The following is a 15,393-nucleotide window of genomic DNA, read 5'->3' as shown; positions in this document are numbered from 1 at the left end:
CCATGGCCGACAGTCCCGCCAAGCGTCACCTGCGCCGCGTCCTCGCCGCGCAGGAGGCGTCCGCCCGTCAAGCCGACCAGCCCATGGATGGCTCCGGCCAGTTTGAGCTGACCATGATGCAGCTGCACCAGGACCGGCTGCGGTTGAAGCAAATCCAGTCCAACGAAGGCAAGGCCCAGCTGAAGGCCCACCTGCTGCCCGCCTACGATCCCTATGTCGAAGGCGTACTGGCCGAGGGGAAGGGCGCGGCCGATGAAGTCATCACCACCCTGATGATCTGGAACATGGACGCCGGCCGCTACACCGAGGGCCTGCAGCTGGCCGAGTACGTCCTGGCCCACGGCATGAAGATGCCCGACCGCTTCCAGCGCACCACCGGATGCCTGGTTGCCGAGGAAATTGCCGAGGGCGCCCTGAACCTGCAGAAGGTGGGCGGGACGTTCGATGGCGCCGTCCTGGAACGGGCGCAGCTGCTCACCACCGGCCAGGACATGCCCGACGAGGTCCGCGCCAAGCTGCATCTGGCGCAGGCCCGCAACATCCTTGGGGCGGACGATCCCGAGCAGGTGCCGACCGACGCGGTGAATCGCGCCGTCGACCATCTGCACGCCGCGCTGCAGTTGCACGGCAGCTGTGGGGGGAAAAAGGATCTGGAGCGCGCCCTGCGTGTCCAGAAGAAACAGGCCACCGCTACCGCCAACGGCGATAGCAACGGCTGATAGAGCGTCCCCGCGACCCAGCCGGCTCGGGGCCGATCACCAGGTATCCATCCCATGGTGTGACGCCCCGACCACCGGCTTTCTTTCCTTGAGGCCACCATGAGCGGATTCACCGCCAACGCACCTGCAGTTGCTCCCGAGGCCGACGTGGTCGCTGGCAGCTTCTGGCCTGCGGTCAAACTGCGCCCGCTGCGCGAGGCCATGCGGCTGGACGGCAGTGCCACGCCAGCCCGCCTGCGCGTCGCTGTGGTGGCTGCAATGCTCACCGTCGGTGATGAGCTGGCCCACTGGCGTGCCGAGCAGCAGGCAAAGGGATATGCGACCTTGGCCGATGTGCCCTCCGATGAGGTCGACGGCTCGACACGTCACCTGCAGCTGTTCCTGCGGGCGGTCCAGTGCGCAGCCGCCGTCGAGTTGTCCGAGCGCTACCGCTCATATGACGCCACCGCGCAGGGCAACCAGCGCGCTGAGGACCTTACCCCCACCATTGATGACCTGCGCAGGGACCAGCGTTATGCGATCAGCGACTTCCTGGGGCGCCGCCGCGTCACCGTGGCGCTGATCTGATGCGCGTGTATGCCCAGCAAGGCGACACCGTCGACCTGCTGTGCTGGCGCCACCTCGGCGCCACGGCCGGCATGACGGAGCAGGTGTTCGCGCTCAACCCCGGCCTATCACTCCACGGGCCAATCCTTCCGATGGGGACGGTGGTGACACTGCCGGCCCCCCCCTCCCCCCAATCGATCGCCACCGAGCGACCGCTGATCCAGCTCTGGGACTGACCTGATGACCGAACCCACCTCCCTCACCGGCACCGCAATGCTCGCCACTGGCGTGGGCCTTGCCTCGCTGCTGCCCGGCATCGACGGCGATGCCCTGGTCGGCGCCTTTGCCGGCGGCACGCTGTTCGTTGTTTCGGCAAAGAACCTGCCGGTCTGGAAACGGCTGATCTACCTGGGCATCAGCGTGGTGGCCGGCTACTACGCCGCGCCCGACGTGCTGCGCTGGGTGCCTATCCAGTCCACTGGCGTGGCCGCCTTCGCGGCAGCAGCCTGCGCCATCACCGTCACGCTCGGGCTTATCGAGCGCGGCCGCACTTTCGACCTGTCCCGTCTTCGCCGCGGAGGGCCACCTAATGCATAGCCTGCTCATCGTTGCCACGCTGATTTCCAGCCTCGCCATCTGCGTACGCCTGATCACCTACCGGCCAGGACCAGATGCCCGCCACCGGTTCGGCGTGTCCTGCTGCGCCTGGCTGCTGATCGCCTGCACCGGCGGCCTCGCTATCCACGTCGCGCTGTTGGGCGCTTCCGCACAGGTCAGTGTGTGGCAGCTGGGCCTGCTTGTTGTTCTAATGTTGGTGACCTACCGCGCCCGAGGCAATGTGGCGCAGCTTCTGAGGGTCGAATGATGATCACTGCCGAGCAGTTGAGCCAGATCATGCAATGTCCGCTGCCCCGTGCGCAGCGCTGGGCGCCCGCGCTGAACGCCGCCATGGCGCGCTTCGGCATCAACAGCCGGCGGCGCACGGCACACTTCCTCGCACAGCTGGGTCATGAAAGCCTGAGCCTATCCAAGGTGGAAGAGGGCATGAGCTACAGCCGCATGCGGCTGCTGGAAGTGTTCGGCAAGCGTCTTGCTCCGAGCGAAGTGGGTGCGTTGGTGCACCAGCCGGTGAAGCTGGGCAATCGCGTCTACGCCAATCGCAACGGCAACGGCAATGAGGCCAGCGGCGACGGCTACCGCTACAGAGGGCGCGGGCCGATTCACGTCACCGGGCGCGGAAACTACGCAAACGTAGGCCAGCTGATCGGCGAGCCGCTGGAAGAGCAGCCGCAACTGCTGCTGGACGTGGACGTTGGCGCGGCAGCGGCGGCCGCCTACTGGAAGGATGCCGGCCTAAACGTGCTGGCCGATGGCGGCGACGTGCTGGCGGTCAGCCGGCGTATCAACCTTGGTTCGGTCAACGCCCGCGCCACTCCCGAGGGCATGGCCGACCGTATCAGCCGCACCAACCGCGCCCTGCAAGTCCTGGGGGCTGCGTGATCTCCCGCCGCCTGGCAGCGATCCTGGCCGCGCTGCTGGTGATCGTAACGCTGCTGGGCGTCGTCGTCGCCCTGATCCAGCAGCGACGAATTGATGGCGTTGGCCGCCAGCGCGATCACGCCGAGGCCCAGCGCGACGCGGCTATCCAGCAGCGCGACGCAGTCAGCGGCGACGCCAAGGTCATCACGCGCTACGTCGACCGGGTGCAGTACGTCCGCGAGGCCGGCGCCACCATCGTCAAAGAGGTTCCCGTCTATGTCACGCCCCAAGCTGATCGCGCTTGTCCTGTGCCTGTTGGCTTTGTCCGCCTGCACGACGCCGCCGCAGAGAACCGCCCCCTGGCCGGACCTGCCGGAGATTCTGATGCGCCCGCCGCCAGCATTGCGCTCTCTACCGTCGCCAGCACCGTCGCCGACAACTACACCAGCTGCCACGCCATCCGCGAGCAGCTGATCGGCCTGCAGGACGCTGTGCGTCAGCGGCAGGCGCAGGCCCATGATTAAGCCCGGCTCGCTGCGTGACCACCTGCTGGCGGCGGTTCCCGGCCTGCTAGACAGTCCCGACCGCCTGCTGGTATTTGTGGAAGACGGCAAGGTCCAGAGCAGCTACGAACCGGGCTTGTCGTTCCAGATCCTCTACACGCTCTCTCTGATTCTGACCGACTACGCCGGCAGTCCCGACTCGGTGATGCTGCCGCTGTTGCAGTGGGTGACGCGGCACCAGCCCGAACTACTCGCCAACCCGGCTCACCGCGATGGCATCGCCTTCGATGTCGACGTATTGGCAAACGACCTGGTCGACGTGGCGCTCAAGCTGCCACTGAGCGAGCGCGTGGTGGTGGTGGCGCAGGCCGATGGCACCTTCCTACTGAACCACGTGGGCGAGCCGCCCACCGAGGACTACCACGCCCAGTCGCTCGCCGGCGGCGCGGTGCTCGACGCGGCCGGAGTCCTGGTCGCCACGCTTCCCGACATCCCACTTGTCTGAGGATCTGCGCGCATTGGAGCAGTGGGTAGAACCGCTGCTGGCGCGCCTGGCGTCCGCCCAGCGCGTACGCCTGGCCCGGCGCGTGGGTATGCAGCTGCGGCGTGCGGAACAGCGCCGTATCGCCGCACAGCGCAATCCTGACGGCAGCGCCTATGCGCCACGCCGCAAGCCGGCGCCGGCCCGGCAGAAGGCCGGTCGCATCAAGCGCGCGGCCATGTTCGCCAAGCTGCGCCAGGCCAAGCACTTCCGTGTACGCGCGGGCGCCCAACAGGTGTCGGTCGGATTCGTCGGGCGCGTATCCCGCATCGCCACGATCCATCAAGAGGGCCGCTCCGATAGCGTCAGCCGCGGCGGCCCACGCATCCGCTATGAGCAGCGCCGCCTGCTCGGCTTCTCCAACGACAGCCTTGCGCTGGTGCACGAAGCGATCATGAGCCATCTCACCGCCGGCAATCCGTAGAGGCTGCGGCTACACACGCTCGACATGGCCCCCGATGTGGGCCGATGACACCCTTGATACGCCCCTGCGCCTGGTGTTGCCATGTCCACCTTTACCGCCGTCGAACTGTCGAAGCTGCCCGTCCCGGATCTGACCGTTCAGGTCAGCTTTGAGCAGTGCTATGCCGATCTCAAGGCGATTCTGTATCTGCTCGCTCCCGAGTACGGCGACCTGCTGGAGTCGGACCCGATGAGCGTGGCACTACAGGTATCCGCGTATCGAGAGGTGCACCTGCGCGAATCGTTCAACGTGCGCGCCAAGGGCAACATGCTGGCCTACGCCGGCGGCGCCGACCTGGACAACCTGGCCGCCTTCTTCGGTGTGGTGCGGCACCAGATCACTCCGCCTGAGCCGAAGACTGGCGTGGCGGCGGTGATGGAGAGCGATGGAGAACTTCGCCGCCGTGTGCAGCTGGCGCCGGAAGGCTACAGCGTGGCCGGTCCTGAGGGCGCGTACCTGTTCCATGCGCTGTCGGCAGACCCTGACGTACTGGATGCCAGCGCAATGAGCCCCGCCCCGGCGGAGGTTCTGGTAACACTGCTGTCGCGCAGCGGTGACGGCATCCCATCCGGCGGGCTGATTGCGCGCGTAACCGATGCACTTATGGATGGCAACGTCCGGCCGTTGACTGACCTGGTCACAGTCCGTGCAGTCGAGAACGTGAGCTACGCGGTCAAGGCCGAGATCATCACCTATGCCGGCCCGGACGCGACCGTGGTGCTGGAGGAAGCGAATCGGCGCCTGCGTGCCTATGTGGAGGATCTGCACCGGCTCGGGCGTGACGTGCCACGCTCGGGGCTGTATGCAGCACTGCACGTTGAGGGGGTTCAGCGGGTGACGCTGACGGAACCCGTGGCCGACCTGTTCATTGCCAAGCATCAGGCCGCGTACTGCACCGGCGCTGAGATTGTCCACGTGGGCGGCAATGAGTAAGCGGATCACCAGACGGCTGATCAATGAGCCGGTAGGCATCGGCGATGGCTCGCGGTCGGTCTTCGCGCCGACGTTCCTGGGCAAGCCCACCCGTCTCGCCACGGAGATCACCTCGATCTATCGGCGTGACTGGCGAGGCCGCCTGCGGCTGTCACGGGAGCTGCGGCACAACCTGCTGGCGAACTCCGATGTGCTGACTTCGGTCGTTGGCACGATTCCCAGCATCGGAAGGTTGCCTCCAGGCTGGAGTTCCTCATCCGGGGCGTTTGCTAATTGGACCCGGCACGTGGTGGCGAAGGGACTACTGCCCGACGGCACGCCGTACATCGACTATCGACTGGCCGGCAAGAACACCGGGCCGGTTGAGCGCCTGTTCAACCTGACATTTCAGGCCACACCTGTTCCTGCGGCGCGAAACAGCCTCTGGACCGCTAGTGTTGGTGTACAGGTGATCGGCGGTGATCCAGTGACCGGATTCAGCGACCCGGTGCGTGGCCTGGTGCTGGGCGAATGCAACGCCAATGGTGACTACCTTGCCACCAGCGCCAGTGGCCCGGGCAATCCGAGCGCGCTACAGCGCGTATCGATCACTCGGAAGCTAACCCACCCCGATGTTGCAGGCATCAAGTGCTACATCAACCTAGCAGTGGCCCCCTACGGCGCAGTGGACGTCACGCTGCGCGTTTCCCAACCCCAACTTGAACCCGCCACCGGCCCCACCGCCTACATCCCGACGCGGGGCGGTGCCCGGTCGATCACCGACTACGCGCTGGATGAGCGCATGCAGATCGCGTTGGGCGAAGCGCCACCGGTCGGTGCCGTCCTGACCTGGGACGGGACCATCGCCTATGACCTGCCCGATTCGCTGCTGCCGCCCAATGCCACACGCTTGGAGCGCCTGGCCGAAGCCGCCATCGCCCGCAGCACCGCCATCGACTCCGTCGTGGGGCAGCTGTGGAACCCGACCACGTGTCCGGAGGATCTTCTCCCCTGGCTGGCCTGGACCGTGTCCGTCGACACGTGGCGCAATACCTGGCCGTTGGCCGTCAAGCGTGCCCGTGTTGCCAACTCCCTGATCGTGCAGCGCCGCAAGGGCACCGCCCGCAGCATCGCCGATGTGGTGAACAGCTTCGGCGGCGCGGTGGAGATCACCGAGTGGTGGCAGACCACACCGCGTGGCACCCCGCACACCTTCAGCCTGACCTTGACCCTCGGCGGCCAGGACGGTGAAACCACCACCGCGCAGTACGTCGATGACGTGATCGCGGAAGTGAACCTCACCAAGCCCGTGCGCAGCCACTTCACCTTCACCCAGGGCATCAACCTGGCAGGCCGCGTCGGCGTCATCGCTGCTGCCCGCGTCGGCATCTTTGTCCGCTTGCAAGCTACGGAAACCACTACCCCATGACCGGCCTGAGATTCACCGTAACCCGCCGTGGCCGTGAGGCCATCGTCAACGCCGAGCAGAATGGGACAGCCCCGGTGCTGGCTCATTCGCTTGGCCTTACCGCCGAGGTGATCGAGCCCGACCGGGAGATGCAGACCCTGCCGGGCGAACACACCCGCCTGCTATCGATCAAGGGCGGCGCCACTGCCCGAGACACGATCCACGTCACGGCCCGCGACGCAACCGACGCCACTTATTCGGTACGTGGGATGGGCCTGTTCCTGGCCGATGGAACCCTCCTGGCGGTGTATGGCCAACCGAGCGTGCTTGCCGAGAAGTCCACCCAGGCAGTGCTGCTGCTTGCTGCCGATCTGCAGTTCGCTGACATCGCCGCTACCGACATCACCTTCGGCGATACCAACTTCGATCTCAACATCGGCACCGAGGACAAGGCCGGCGCACTGGAACTGGCAACGCCGGCAGAGACGGCCGGGGGCCTCGACGCCACCCGCGCCATTCACCCGAAGGCGCTGCGGGCACTGCTCGATGGCCGGTTCGGTGCGGGCGCTCCCAGCGCGTTCGCCAAGAAGCTGATCGCCGCTGCCACTGATCAGGCAATCCGCGAGCTGCTGGGTCTGAAGAATGCCGCATTGAAGGACGAAGGCGACGGCAATGGCCTGGATGCGGACCTGCTGGACGGCAAGCATGGCTCGCACTACCTGGCTTGGGAAAACCTGACCGGCGTACCCGCCAGCACTTATATGCCCGGCCAGGTGATCACCTTCGCCGGCATCGCCCCGCCCCAGGGCACCCTGATCTGCGACGGCAGCGAGCTGCTGCGCAAGGCGTATCCCCGCCTGTTTGCGGCCATCGGCACCACCTATGGCGGCAACGCCGAGGGCACCACGTTCAAGCTGCCCAAGGTCGATGAAGACAGCGGCATCATCCACACGGCCAACCCGGCCAAGGTAGGCCAGACCAGCGACGGGGCCGTGATGTCGCACTCGCACGATGCGAGCGCGTCGGCCGCCGGCGGGCACGCACACTCGGCCAGCGCAGGGGCGGTGGGCGACCACGCCCATGGCGCATGGACCGACCACCAGGGCGTCCACGGGCATACGGGCGGCACGGGCTGGCAGGGCGATCACCAGCACCTCACCGCCTTCGCCGAGACCGGCGCCCAGTATCCGTGGGGTGCCGACTATGCGCGTCACATGGGTTCAGGCGGCAACATCGACTACGACAACCCGTGGCCCTACACCAGCCCGGCCGGCGGCCACTCCCACGCCTACACCACCGATGGCGCCGGCAACCACGGTCATAACGTCGGCATGAATGCCGCCGGCGGCCACAGCCACGCTGTCTCCGTCGCGGCGGTCGGCGATCACACCCACATCATCAGCGTCACCGCCACCGGCTCGACCCGCAATCTGCCTGCCGGCATTCGGATGCTGTTCTGCATCGCCTACTGAGGAACAACCATGCAGCTGAAGCAAGCCCATGAAACCTACGGCCACTCGTTCGATGAAGTGACCGGCCTGTACCTCCTGCCGATCCGCATCTATCCCGAAGCCGATGGCAGCTGCCCCCTGCCAGACAATACGGTCGACTTCCCGCCGGTGCAGCAGGCTGGCCGCTACCAGGGGTGGCGCATCAGCGCGGACCGGTCCGCCTGGGAAACCGTGGCCGATTTCCGCAGCGCGATGCTGTGGGACAAAGCCACCGCCATGGCCGCGCCCAATACGCTAGCCCTGGGCGATCAGCTGCCCTCGACGGTGACGCTGGACGCGCCGCTGCCGGTCGCGATGGGCCAGCCGGCCGCAAACCGGTGGAGCGATGCGCTCGATTCCTGGGTGCTGGTGCCGGACTACAGTCAGACCGCCATCTGGGAGAAGGCAACGGGGTGCAACCTGCCCCAGCTGGCCGTGGGTGAGCCACTGCCCGCAACGGCAACCGATCAGGCACCGCCGCGCGATGACACGGGGCCGTGGTGCTACAGCGACGCGCAGAGCGTGTGGGAACCGATACCCCGGCCGCAGCCGGTTGAAGTGCCGCCGGCGCCTACTGACTCCAACCCGGACCGGGCGGCGGAATGACCGGCATGGCGCGCGGCGACATCCCCGCAGAGGTCAGCAACATGCTGCGCTGGGGCACGGTGATCGCCGTCCGCCCCGCGATGCCTGCACGCGTGCGCGTCCAGACCGGGGAGATTCAGTCCAACTGGATCACCTGGCTGGAACGCCGCGCTGGACCTAATGGCCGCACCTGGTCTGTACCCGGCATCGGCGAGCAGGTGCTACTGGCTTGCCCTGACGGTGACATTTCGCAGGCGGTCATCCTCGGCAGCGCGCCGCAGGATCAGTACCCCCAACCGGCCGCCAGCGAGGACGTGGACCGCACCACCTATCCAGACGGCAGCGTGGTCGAGTTCAACCACGCAACCTCGACCCTGTCCGTGCATGTCGGCAAAGGCCAGGTCATCGTGAATTGCCAGCAGGCCGAGGTACATGCGAGCGCGGCGGTGGTGCTGGATTCGCCCACGGTTCACGTCACAGGCAGCGTCGCGGCCGATGGCAACGTGTCCGCAGGCACCGGCGCTACCGGCACCTTCACCACCGGTACCGGCCAGGTCGTGAGCGTAGAGCGCGGCAGCGTCACCAACATCTACTGAGACACCCCATGAACCCACAAGGCTCCCTTCCCTTCAACGCCGAAACGTTTGAGCGCCTGGCCGACCAGATCAATGCGGTGCAGTCCTGCGCTGAACTGCAGGCTCTCACCGATGAAGCTATGCAGTCGGCCAACGCCCTGCTCGCCGGCATCGGCGCACAGATGTCGGCGCTGCAGCCGATGCTGGCGCTACTCAGCCCGCCTGGCGTCAACCCTGCACAGATCGTCACGTGGATCACCGACTTCATCACGGCCTTTCTGCAGCCTTACGTGAAGCCCATGCTGGTGCTGCCGCTGCAGATCGCACAGATCACCGCGGCCATCGCCAAGCTGCAGGCGGCTATTGAATCGGCCTCGTCGCGCATCGGCTCCTGCAGCATCGAGATGCCGACCATCACCATGCCCGAGCTACCCAAGCCACCAGAGCTTCCGCCCGTGGGACTGCCGGATATCTCCGGCCTTTCATAGGGCGTTGGTGTTTGCGTAGCTGATACATGCAGACAGGGGCGCCTTCGGCGACGCCCGTCAACAGAATGAGGTCATGGCTTTGACCTCGCCCCATCTGCCCCTCCCGCGCCGTTGCGCTCCCCTGCGGAGTGCGGCGCGATGAGGGGTATGGATGCAAGCACTGGTCGCTGGCTGGACGATGACGCGCACCTGGTGCAGTCCATCGCACGCATCCTAACCACGCCCATTGGCACGAGGGTGCAGCGCCGCGACTTCGGCTCGCTGCTGCCCGAGCTGGTCGACCAGCCGTTCAACAGCACCACCCAGTTGCGCCTATATGGCGCCGCTGCCACGGCGCTCATGCGCTGGGAGCCCCGCCTGCAGATCAAGCAGCTGGCGCTCTCGCGCGGCGACCGCCCGGGCGCGTTCGTGCTCGATGTCACCTGCCGCCGTGTACGCAGCCTGCAGTCCAACGAGTTCACCCGGCTGACCGTCCCCCTCCGCTACCGCGAAACCTGACCCAAGGAACCAGCAATGGACCAATATCACCACGGCGTGCGCGTCATTGAAGTCACCGGCGGCACCCGCTCCATCCGAACGGTGGCCACCGCCATCCTGGGCATCGTCTGCACCGCCGAGGACGCCGACAAGTCGGTGTTCCCGCTCAACAAGGCCGTACTGCTGACCGATGTACGCGGCGCCGTCGCCAAGGCCGGCACCAAGGGCACGCTGGCGGCCAGCCTGCGCGGCATCGCCGACCAATCCAACCCCGTCACCGTGGTGGTGCGCGTCGCCGAGGGCGCCGCCGAACCGGACACCATCACGAACATCATCGGCGGCAAGGACACGGGAGCCTACACCGGCATGCATGCGCTGCTGGTCGCCGAGGCGCAGCTGGGCGTCAAGCCGCGCATCTTGGCTGTTCCGGGCATGGACACGCAGGAGGTGGTCACCGCGCTGGCGCCCATCGCAAAGACGTTGCGTGCGATGGCCTACGTCAGCGCCTCGGCCGCCGGCAAGGTGTCCGATGTGATCGTCTACCGCGATCAGTTCAGCGAGCGTGAGCTGATGATGATCTGGCCGGACTTCGTCGCCTGGGACTCCACCACCAACGCGCCGGCAATGGCCTACGCCACGGCCCGAGCCGCCGGCCTGCGCGCGCGCATCGACCAGGAACAGGGCTGGCACAAGTCGATCTCCAACGTGCCCGTCTCGGGCGTGACCGGGATCAGCCGCGACGTGCACTGGGATCTGCAAGACCCCAACACCGATGCCGGCCTGCTCAATTCCAAGGATGTGACCACCCTGGTCAACGTGAACGGCTATCGATTCTGGGGCAACCGCACCCTGAGCAGCGACCCACTGTTCGCGTTTGAGACCGCAACCCGGACGGCGCAGATCCTGGCCGACACCATCGCCGACGCGATGCTGACCTACATGGACAAGCCGCTGCATCCGAGCCAGGTCAAGGACATCTTGGAAAGCATCAACGCCAAGTTCCGCGAGCTGAAGAACAACGGCTACATCATCGACGCCAACGCCTGGTACGACGAAGCCGCGAACCTGCCCACCTCGCTGTCGGGCGGAAAGTTGGTCATCGAATACGACTTCACGCCTGTGCCGCCGCTGGAAAACCTGCAGCTGAACCAGCGCATCACTGACCGCTACTTCGCCGATTTCCCTAGCCGCATCAACGGCTGACCGGCATTACTGAGGAACCCACAACATGGCAATGCCCAGCAAGCTGAAGAACCTCAACCTGTTCAACGACGGCGGGAGCTATCGTGGACTGGTCATCGAATTCAAGCTGCCCACGCTGACCCGCAAGATGGAGGAATACCGTGGCGGCGGCATGGCCGGCCCCGTCGACATCGACATGGGCCAGGAGAAGATCGAGGCCGAATGGAAGTGCGGCGGTCTCGCCCGCGAAGTATTGCGTCAGTACGGCGCCAACCGCCACAACGCCGTGCAGCTGCGCTTCGCCGGCGCCTACCAGCGCGACGACACCGGCGAAGTGGACGCGGTGGAGATCGTGATGCGCGGTCGCCACAGCGAGATCGACGCCGGCACCGGTAAGGTCGGCGACGACACGGAGTTCAGCGTGAAAACCACGGCCAGCTACTACAAGCTGTCCATCAACGGCCGCACCGAGATCGAGATCGACATGGTTGCCATGATCTTCATCGTCAACGGTGTGGATCTGCTGAAGGAACAGCGCCGCGCAATCGGCATCTGACCCGCCCACCACGGCCCGGCATCGCCGGGCCTTGCTTCCCCTCCGGAGACACCATGAGCCGCAAGACCCCCGACACCGCCGTGCTGGACACCTCCACCGGCCAGGTCAGTGCACCCGACTACACCACTATCGATCTGGATTCCCCGATCACGCGCGGCGACCAGGTCATCGACAGGCTGCAGGTCCGCAAGCCGGACGCCGGCTCGTTGCGCGGCGTGAAGCTGCTGGACCTGCTGCAGATGGACGTGACCGCGATCCGCACCCTGGCCCCGCGCATCACCTTCCCGACGCTGACCACCGCTGATGTCGACAAGCTGGACCCGGCCGACTTGGTGTCCCTGGGCACCGAGATTGCCGGTTTTTTCATGAAGAAGGCGGATCGGGAATCCCTGAACGCGTAGAGGATGCGATGGCCGATGTGGCCGTCATCTTCCACTTCCCGCCCAGCGAGATGGAACGCTGGACGGTGACCGAACTGATGGAATGGCGGGAGCGAGCCGTCGAACGTAGCGGAAACCACCCATGACCCATTCCAGCGCTGCCCCTTCGACCCGCCGTGACCTTCCGGCGGCCCACACCGAGGGGCTGCGCTGATGGCCGCCGACAGCCTCCGGATGCAGGTCATCTTGTCCGCAATGGACAAGGTGACTGCGCCGTTCCGCAAGATCCAGCGCAGTAGCAAAGGCGTAGCCGATCAGTTGCTGCAATCGCGCGATGCCCTACGCAAGTTCAACGCCACCCAGCGCGACCTAGGTGCCTTCCGGCAGCAGGCCGCTGTATCGCGGCAGTCCGCCGTGGCCTACGCCGAGCAGCAAGCCCGCGTCAGTGAACTTGCCGCCCGCATGAAGTCGGCCGCCGGGCCGTCGCGGGCGCTGACGAAGGAGTTCAAGGACGCCACGCGCGTCGCCGGGCTGATGAAGGCCAAGCAGGGACAGCAGGCCGCCGAGTTGCAGCGCCTGCGTGATGGCCTGAAGCGGGCGGGAATCAGCACCCGCGACCTCTCCGCCGGGGAGCGCAGGTTGCGCGCCGACATCGCGCGCACCACCGAGAGCATCCGCAAGCAGGAGCGGCACCTAGCCCTGGCATCCAAGGCCAAGGAGCGCGCAGGGAAGCTGCAGAGCGCGGGCATCGGGATGGCCGCCACGGGCATGGGTATGGCCTTCGGCGGGCAGCGTGCGCTGATGGCCCAGGCGTTGCCGCTGCGAGAGGCCATGAGCTTCGAGTCGGCGATGGCTGACGTGAAGAAGGTGGTGGACTTCGATACTCCCCAACAGTTCGCCCAGATGGCCCGGGATGTGCAAAACCTGTCGCTGGCTCTGCCGATGGCATCCACCGACATTGCCAAGATCGTGGCCGCCGCCGGCCAGGCCGGCATCGCCAAGGGTGAGCTGGTGCGCTTTGCGCAGGACGCGGCCAAGATGGGCGTGGCGTTCGACTCCACCGCCGAGGACGCCGGCCAGACCATGGCGACGTGGCGGACCGCGTTCCGGATGGGCCAGGACGACGTGGTAGTCCTCGCCGACAAGATCAACTACCTCGGCAACACCGGCCCAGCCAGCGTGCAGAAGATCAGCGAGGTGGTTAACCGCATCGGCGCCCTGGGCGAAGTCGCCGGCCTTGGCAGTGGGCCGCTGGCCGCGCTGGGCGCGACCGTGGCCGGCATGGGCATCGAGTCGGAAGTGTCCGCCACGGGCATCAAGAACATGCTGCTGACGCTCGGCTCAGGCGAGGCGGCGACGAAGCGCCAGGTGGAGGCGTTCAGCACGCTGGGAATCAATGCCACGCAGATGGCAAAGGCCATGCAGAAGGATGCGGGCGGCGCGATCTTGTCAGTCCTGGAGAAGCTGAAGAAGCTGCCCAAGCACCAGCAGGCGGCCACCATGACCACCCTATTCGGGCGCGAGTCGGTGGGCGCGATCGCGCCCCTGCTGACCAACCTGGACCTGCTCAAGACCAACTTCGACAAGGTCACCGACGCCACCAAGTACAGCGGCTCGATGAACGCCGAGTACGCCTCGCGCGTGGCTACGTCCGAGAACGCGCTGCAGCTGCTGAAGAACGCGGCCGGGGTGACCGCGCAGGCCATCGGCGAGACCCTGCTTCCGGACTTCAAGGTCTTGGCCGAGCGCACCGCCGTGGTCGTGAAGCGGGTGATCGACTGGGTGCGCGAGAACCCGGAGTTGGTGAAGTCGCTCGCCAAAGCCGCGATTGTGGGCACAACCCTGGTCACCGTGCTGGGCGGCCTGCTGGTGGCAGCCGGTGTGGTGTCGATGGCCTTCTCTCAGATCCACGGCGCCATCGCTCTGCTCAGTAATGCCGGCGGCTTCAGTGGCCTGGTCACCCGCGTGCTGTCGCTGGCGGGACGTGCCTTCCCGATGCTACTCAACGTCGGCCGCATGCTGTTGCCGCTGCTGGGCGGGATCAGCGCGCCGGTGCTTGCCATCGGCGCGGCGGTGGCACTGGTCGCCGTACTGGTCTGGAAGTATTGGGGCCCCATCAAGGCCTTCATGATCGGCATGTGGCAGGGCATCGGCGATGTGGTCGGGCCGATCCTTGACGAACTGAGCGCTGCGCTCGCGCCACTGGGTCCGGTATGGGATCAGGTGGCCGCTGCGATGGGTAAGGCATGGGCCTGGGTCAAGCAGCTGTTCGCCCCGTTCGAGGCGACTACCGAGCAGCTGGCCGGGGCCACCAGCGCCGGCCGCGGATTCGGCCAGATCCTGGGCACGGTGCTGACCATGAACCTGCGCGCGGCGGTCAAGGCCATCGGTTGGTTGGTGGATGCCTTCATGTTCCTGCTGCCGGCGATCAAGGCCACAATGACCGGCGCCTGGACGTTCCTGCAGGGCGCGTGGGCAATCATCGTGGGCATCTTCACCGGCAACGGGGACAAGCTGCGCGAAGGCTTCATCCAGACCTGGAACGGCATCAGCACGCTGCTCGGCGGCTGGCCGGCGCGGATGATGCAGGCCGGCGTGGACATGGTGCGCGGCCTGGTTAGCGGCATCAGCTCGATGGCTGGCGCCGTGCGCGACAGCATCGCCGGTGTTGCCGGCGGTGCCATCGACTCGTTCAAGGGCATGCTGGGTATCCATAGTCCATCACGCGTGTTCGCCCAACTGGGCGACTACACAATGCAAGGCCTGGCCGGCGGTTTGAACAGGGGCCAGGATCGCGCCCTGCAGTCCGTGGCGGGCCTCGGCGACCGCATGAGGCGCGTTGGTGCCGGTATAGCTATAGCGGCCGCCGCAGCGCCTGTGGTGCCGGTCAGCAGCAGTCCGGTCATGGCGCCGTCGACAGTCGGCGCCGGCGGCGCGGCTGCAGGTGGCAACACCTATGAGATCAACATCCACGCCGCCGCCGGCGCCGACCCGCAGGCCATTGCATTGGCGGTGCGCGCCGAGCTGGACCGCCGCGACCGCGAGAATGCTTCGCGCCGCAACAGCCGCCTGACCGATTGAGACCCGCC

Annotated in this window: 21 protein-coding genes; all 21 read left to right on the top strand. The window is 66.5% G+C overall.

Annotated features, from left to right (window positions below):
* Window positions 1-2 precede the first annotated feature (2 nt).
* The 21 genes from gpM (at window position 3) to IC535_RS07805 (ending at window position 15,385) form a co-directional block, all read left to right on the top strand.
* The gene (gpM, locus tag IC535_RS07905; protein WP_228884112.1) at window positions 3-719 is read left to right on the top strand and encodes a phage terminase small subunit; all 717 of its coding nucleotides are present in this window, start codon (window positions 3-5) and stop codon (window positions 717-719) included.
* Between the two features lie 99 nt (window positions 720-818).
* The gene (locus tag IC535_RS07900) at window positions 819-1,286 is read left to right on the top strand and encodes a head completion/stabilization protein (protein ID WP_228884111.1); all 468 of its coding nucleotides are present in this window, start codon (window positions 819-821) and stop codon (window positions 1,284-1,286) included.
* Window positions 1,286-1,501 (top strand): tail protein X, encoded by a 216-nt coding sequence (locus tag IC535_RS07895; RefSeq protein WP_228884110.1) that lies wholly within the window; start codon window positions 1,286-1,288, stop codon window positions 1,499-1,501. Before IC535_RS07900 ends, IC535_RS07895 begins: the two co-directional genes overlap by 1 nt.
* 4 nt (window positions 1,502-1,505) lie before the next feature.
* Entirely contained in the window at window positions 1,506-1,862 is a 357-nt protein-coding gene (locus IC535_RS07890; RefSeq protein ID WP_228884109.1) for a putative holin, read from the top strand.
* Complete coding sequence (locus IC535_RS07885; protein ID WP_228884108.1) at window positions 1,855-2,130, top strand: phage holin family protein; 276 nt, start codon at window positions 1,855-1,857, stop codon at window positions 2,128-2,130. The genes IC535_RS07890 and IC535_RS07885 overlap by 8 nt, the downstream gene beginning before the upstream one ends.
* Entirely contained in the window at window positions 2,130-2,765 is a 636-nt protein-coding gene (locus IC535_RS07880; RefSeq protein ID WP_228884497.1) for a glycoside hydrolase family 19 protein, read from the top strand. Before IC535_RS07885 ends, IC535_RS07880 begins: the two co-directional genes overlap by 1 nt.
* 20 nt (window positions 2,766-2,785) lie before the next feature.
* On the top strand, window positions 2,786-3,268 hold the full coding sequence (locus tag IC535_RS07875; RefSeq protein ID WP_228884496.1) for a hypothetical protein: 483 nt from the start codon (window positions 2,786-2,788) through the stop codon (window positions 3,266-3,268).
* Window positions 3,261-3,752: a phage tail protein gene (locus IC535_RS07870; RefSeq protein WP_228884107.1), complete on the top strand. Its 492-nt coding sequence runs from the start codon at window positions 3,261-3,263 to the stop codon at window positions 3,750-3,752. The genes IC535_RS07875 and IC535_RS07870 overlap by 8 nt, the downstream gene beginning before the upstream one ends.
* The gene (locus IC535_RS07865) at window positions 3,745-4,212 is read left to right on the top strand and encodes a phage virion morphogenesis protein (protein WP_228884106.1); all 468 of its coding nucleotides are present in this window, start codon (window positions 3,745-3,747) and stop codon (window positions 4,210-4,212) included. The genes IC535_RS07870 and IC535_RS07865 overlap by 8 nt, the downstream gene beginning before the upstream one ends.
* An 81-nt stretch (window positions 4,213-4,293) precedes the next feature.
* Window positions 4,294-5,184 carry a baseplate assembly protein gene (locus IC535_RS07860; RefSeq protein WP_228884105.1) on the top strand — a complete coding sequence of 297 codons (891 nt, stop codon included), beginning with the start codon at window positions 4,294-4,296 and terminating at the stop codon, window positions 5,182-5,184.
* Window positions 5,177-6,592 carry a phage tail protein I gene (locus IC535_RS18785; protein WP_306433045.1) on the top strand — a complete coding sequence of 472 codons (1,416 nt, stop codon included), beginning with the start codon at window positions 5,177-5,179 and terminating at the stop codon, window positions 6,590-6,592. The genes IC535_RS07860 and IC535_RS18785 overlap by 8 nt, the downstream gene beginning before the upstream one ends.
* Entirely contained in the window at window positions 6,589-8,043 is a 1,455-nt protein-coding gene (locus IC535_RS07850) for a phage tail protein (protein WP_228884104.1), read from the top strand. The genes IC535_RS18785 and IC535_RS07850 overlap by 4 nt, the downstream gene beginning before the upstream one ends.
* Window positions 8,044-8,052: 9 nt before the next feature.
* Window positions 8,053-8,667: a hypothetical protein gene (locus tag IC535_RS07845; RefSeq protein WP_228884103.1), complete on the top strand. Its 615-nt coding sequence runs from the start codon at window positions 8,053-8,055 to the stop codon at window positions 8,665-8,667.
* Between the two features lie 5 nt (window positions 8,668-8,672).
* Window positions 8,673-9,242, top strand: a complete 570-nt coding sequence (locus IC535_RS07840) for a phage baseplate assembly protein V (RefSeq protein WP_228884102.1) — start codon at window positions 8,673-8,675, stop codon at window positions 9,240-9,242.
* A gap of 8 nt (window positions 9,243-9,250) precedes the next feature.
* Complete coding sequence (locus IC535_RS07835; protein WP_228884101.1) at window positions 9,251-9,709, top strand: hypothetical protein; 459 nt, start codon at window positions 9,251-9,253, stop codon at window positions 9,707-9,709.
* 138 nt (window positions 9,710-9,847) lie between these two features.
* Window positions 9,848-10,207: a GPW/gp25 family protein gene (locus IC535_RS07830; protein WP_228884100.1), complete on the top strand. Its 360-nt coding sequence runs from the start codon at window positions 9,848-9,850 to the stop codon at window positions 10,205-10,207.
* Between the two features lie 15 nt (window positions 10,208-10,222).
* On the top strand, window positions 10,223-11,389 hold the full coding sequence (locus IC535_RS07825) for a phage tail sheath protein (RefSeq protein ID WP_228884099.1): 1,167 nt from the start codon (window positions 10,223-10,225) through the stop codon (window positions 11,387-11,389).
* Between the two features lie 25 nt (window positions 11,390-11,414).
* Window positions 11,415-11,924, top strand: coding sequence for a phage major tail tube protein (locus IC535_RS07820; protein WP_228884098.1), 510 nt, complete (start codon window positions 11,415-11,417; stop codon window positions 11,922-11,924).
* Window positions 11,925-11,977: 53 nt separating this feature from the next.
* Complete coding sequence (locus tag IC535_RS07815; protein WP_228884097.1) at window positions 11,978-12,325, top strand: phage tail assembly protein; 348 nt, start codon at window positions 11,978-11,980, stop codon at window positions 12,323-12,325.
* An 8-nt stretch (window positions 12,326-12,333) separates the two neighbouring features.
* On the top strand, window positions 12,334-12,450 hold the full coding sequence (locus tag IC535_RS07810; RefSeq protein ID WP_228884096.1) for a GpE family phage tail protein: 117 nt from the start codon (window positions 12,334-12,336) through the stop codon (window positions 12,448-12,450).
* Window positions 12,451-12,514: 64 nt separating this feature from the next.
* Window positions 12,515-15,385 (top strand): phage tail tape measure protein, encoded by a 2,871-nt coding sequence (locus IC535_RS07805; RefSeq protein ID WP_228884494.1) that lies wholly within the window; start codon window positions 12,515-12,517, stop codon window positions 15,383-15,385.
* Window positions 15,386-15,393 lie beyond the last annotated feature (8 nt).

The organism is Stenotrophomonas rhizophila (assembly GCF_020857975.1).
GTDB classification, from domain to species: Bacteria; Pseudomonadota; Gammaproteobacteria; order Xanthomonadales; family Xanthomonadaceae; genus Stenotrophomonas; species Stenotrophomonas rhizophila_C.
Note: the sequence above shows the minus strand (reverse complement) of the source record. Positions and strands in the feature narration are given on the sequence as shown.

Coding starts and splice junctions, on each gene's coding strand:
- IC535_RS07830 (WP_228884100.1), top strand. CDS start 9,848: ATGAGGGGTATGGATGCAAGCACTGGTCGCTGGCTGGACGATGACGCG.
- IC535_RS07860 (WP_228884105.1), top strand. CDS start 4,294: ATGTCCACCTTTACCGCCGTCGAACTGTCGAAGCTGCCCGTCCCGGAT.
- IC535_RS07870 (WP_228884107.1), top strand. CDS start 3,261: ATGATTAAGCCCGGCTCGCTGCGTGACCACCTGCTGGCGGCGGTTCCC.
- IC535_RS07880 (WP_228884497.1), top strand. CDS start 2,130: ATGATCACTGCCGAGCAGTTGAGCCAGATCATGCAATGTCCGCTGCCC.
- IC535_RS07845 (WP_228884103.1), top strand. CDS start 8,053: ATGCAGCTGAAGCAAGCCCATGAAACCTACGGCCACTCGTTCGATGAA.
- IC535_RS07825 (WP_228884099.1), top strand. CDS start 10,223: ATGGACCAATATCACCACGGCGTGCGCGTCATTGAAGTCACCGGCGGC.
- IC535_RS07815 (WP_228884097.1), top strand. CDS start 11,978: ATGAGCCGCAAGACCCCCGACACCGCCGTGCTGGACACCTCCACCGGC.
- IC535_RS07810 (WP_228884096.1), top strand. CDS start 12,334: ATGGCCGATGTGGCCGTCATCTTCCACTTCCCGCCCAGCGAGATGGAA.
- IC535_RS07850 (WP_228884104.1), top strand. CDS start 6,589: ATGACCGGCCTGAGATTCACCGTAACCCGCCGTGGCCGTGAGGCCATC.
- IC535_RS07895 (WP_228884110.1), top strand. CDS start 1,286: ATGCGCGTGTATGCCCAGCAAGGCGACACCGTCGACCTGCTGTGCTGG.
- IC535_RS07890 (WP_228884109.1), top strand. CDS start 1,506: ATGACCGAACCCACCTCCCTCACCGGCACCGCAATGCTCGCCACTGGC.
- IC535_RS07820 (WP_228884098.1), top strand. CDS start 11,415: ATGGCAATGCCCAGCAAGCTGAAGAACCTCAACCTGTTCAACGACGGC.
- IC535_RS07840 (WP_228884102.1), top strand. CDS start 8,673: ATGGCGCGCGGCGACATCCCCGCAGAGGTCAGCAACATGCTGCGCTGG.
- IC535_RS18785 (WP_306433045.1), top strand. CDS start 5,177: ATGAGTAAGCGGATCACCAGACGGCTGATCAATGAGCCGGTAGGCATC.
- IC535_RS07835 (WP_228884101.1), top strand. CDS start 9,251: ATGAACCCACAAGGCTCCCTTCCCTTCAACGCCGAAACGTTTGAGCGC.
- gpM (WP_228884112.1), top strand. CDS start 3: ATGGCCGACAGTCCCGCCAAGCGTCACCTGCGCCGCGTCCTCGCCGCG.
- IC535_RS07885 (WP_228884108.1), top strand. CDS start 1,855: ATGCATAGCCTGCTCATCGTTGCCACGCTGATTTCCAGCCTCGCCATC.
- IC535_RS07900 (WP_228884111.1), top strand. CDS start 819: ATGAGCGGATTCACCGCCAACGCACCTGCAGTTGCTCCCGAGGCCGAC.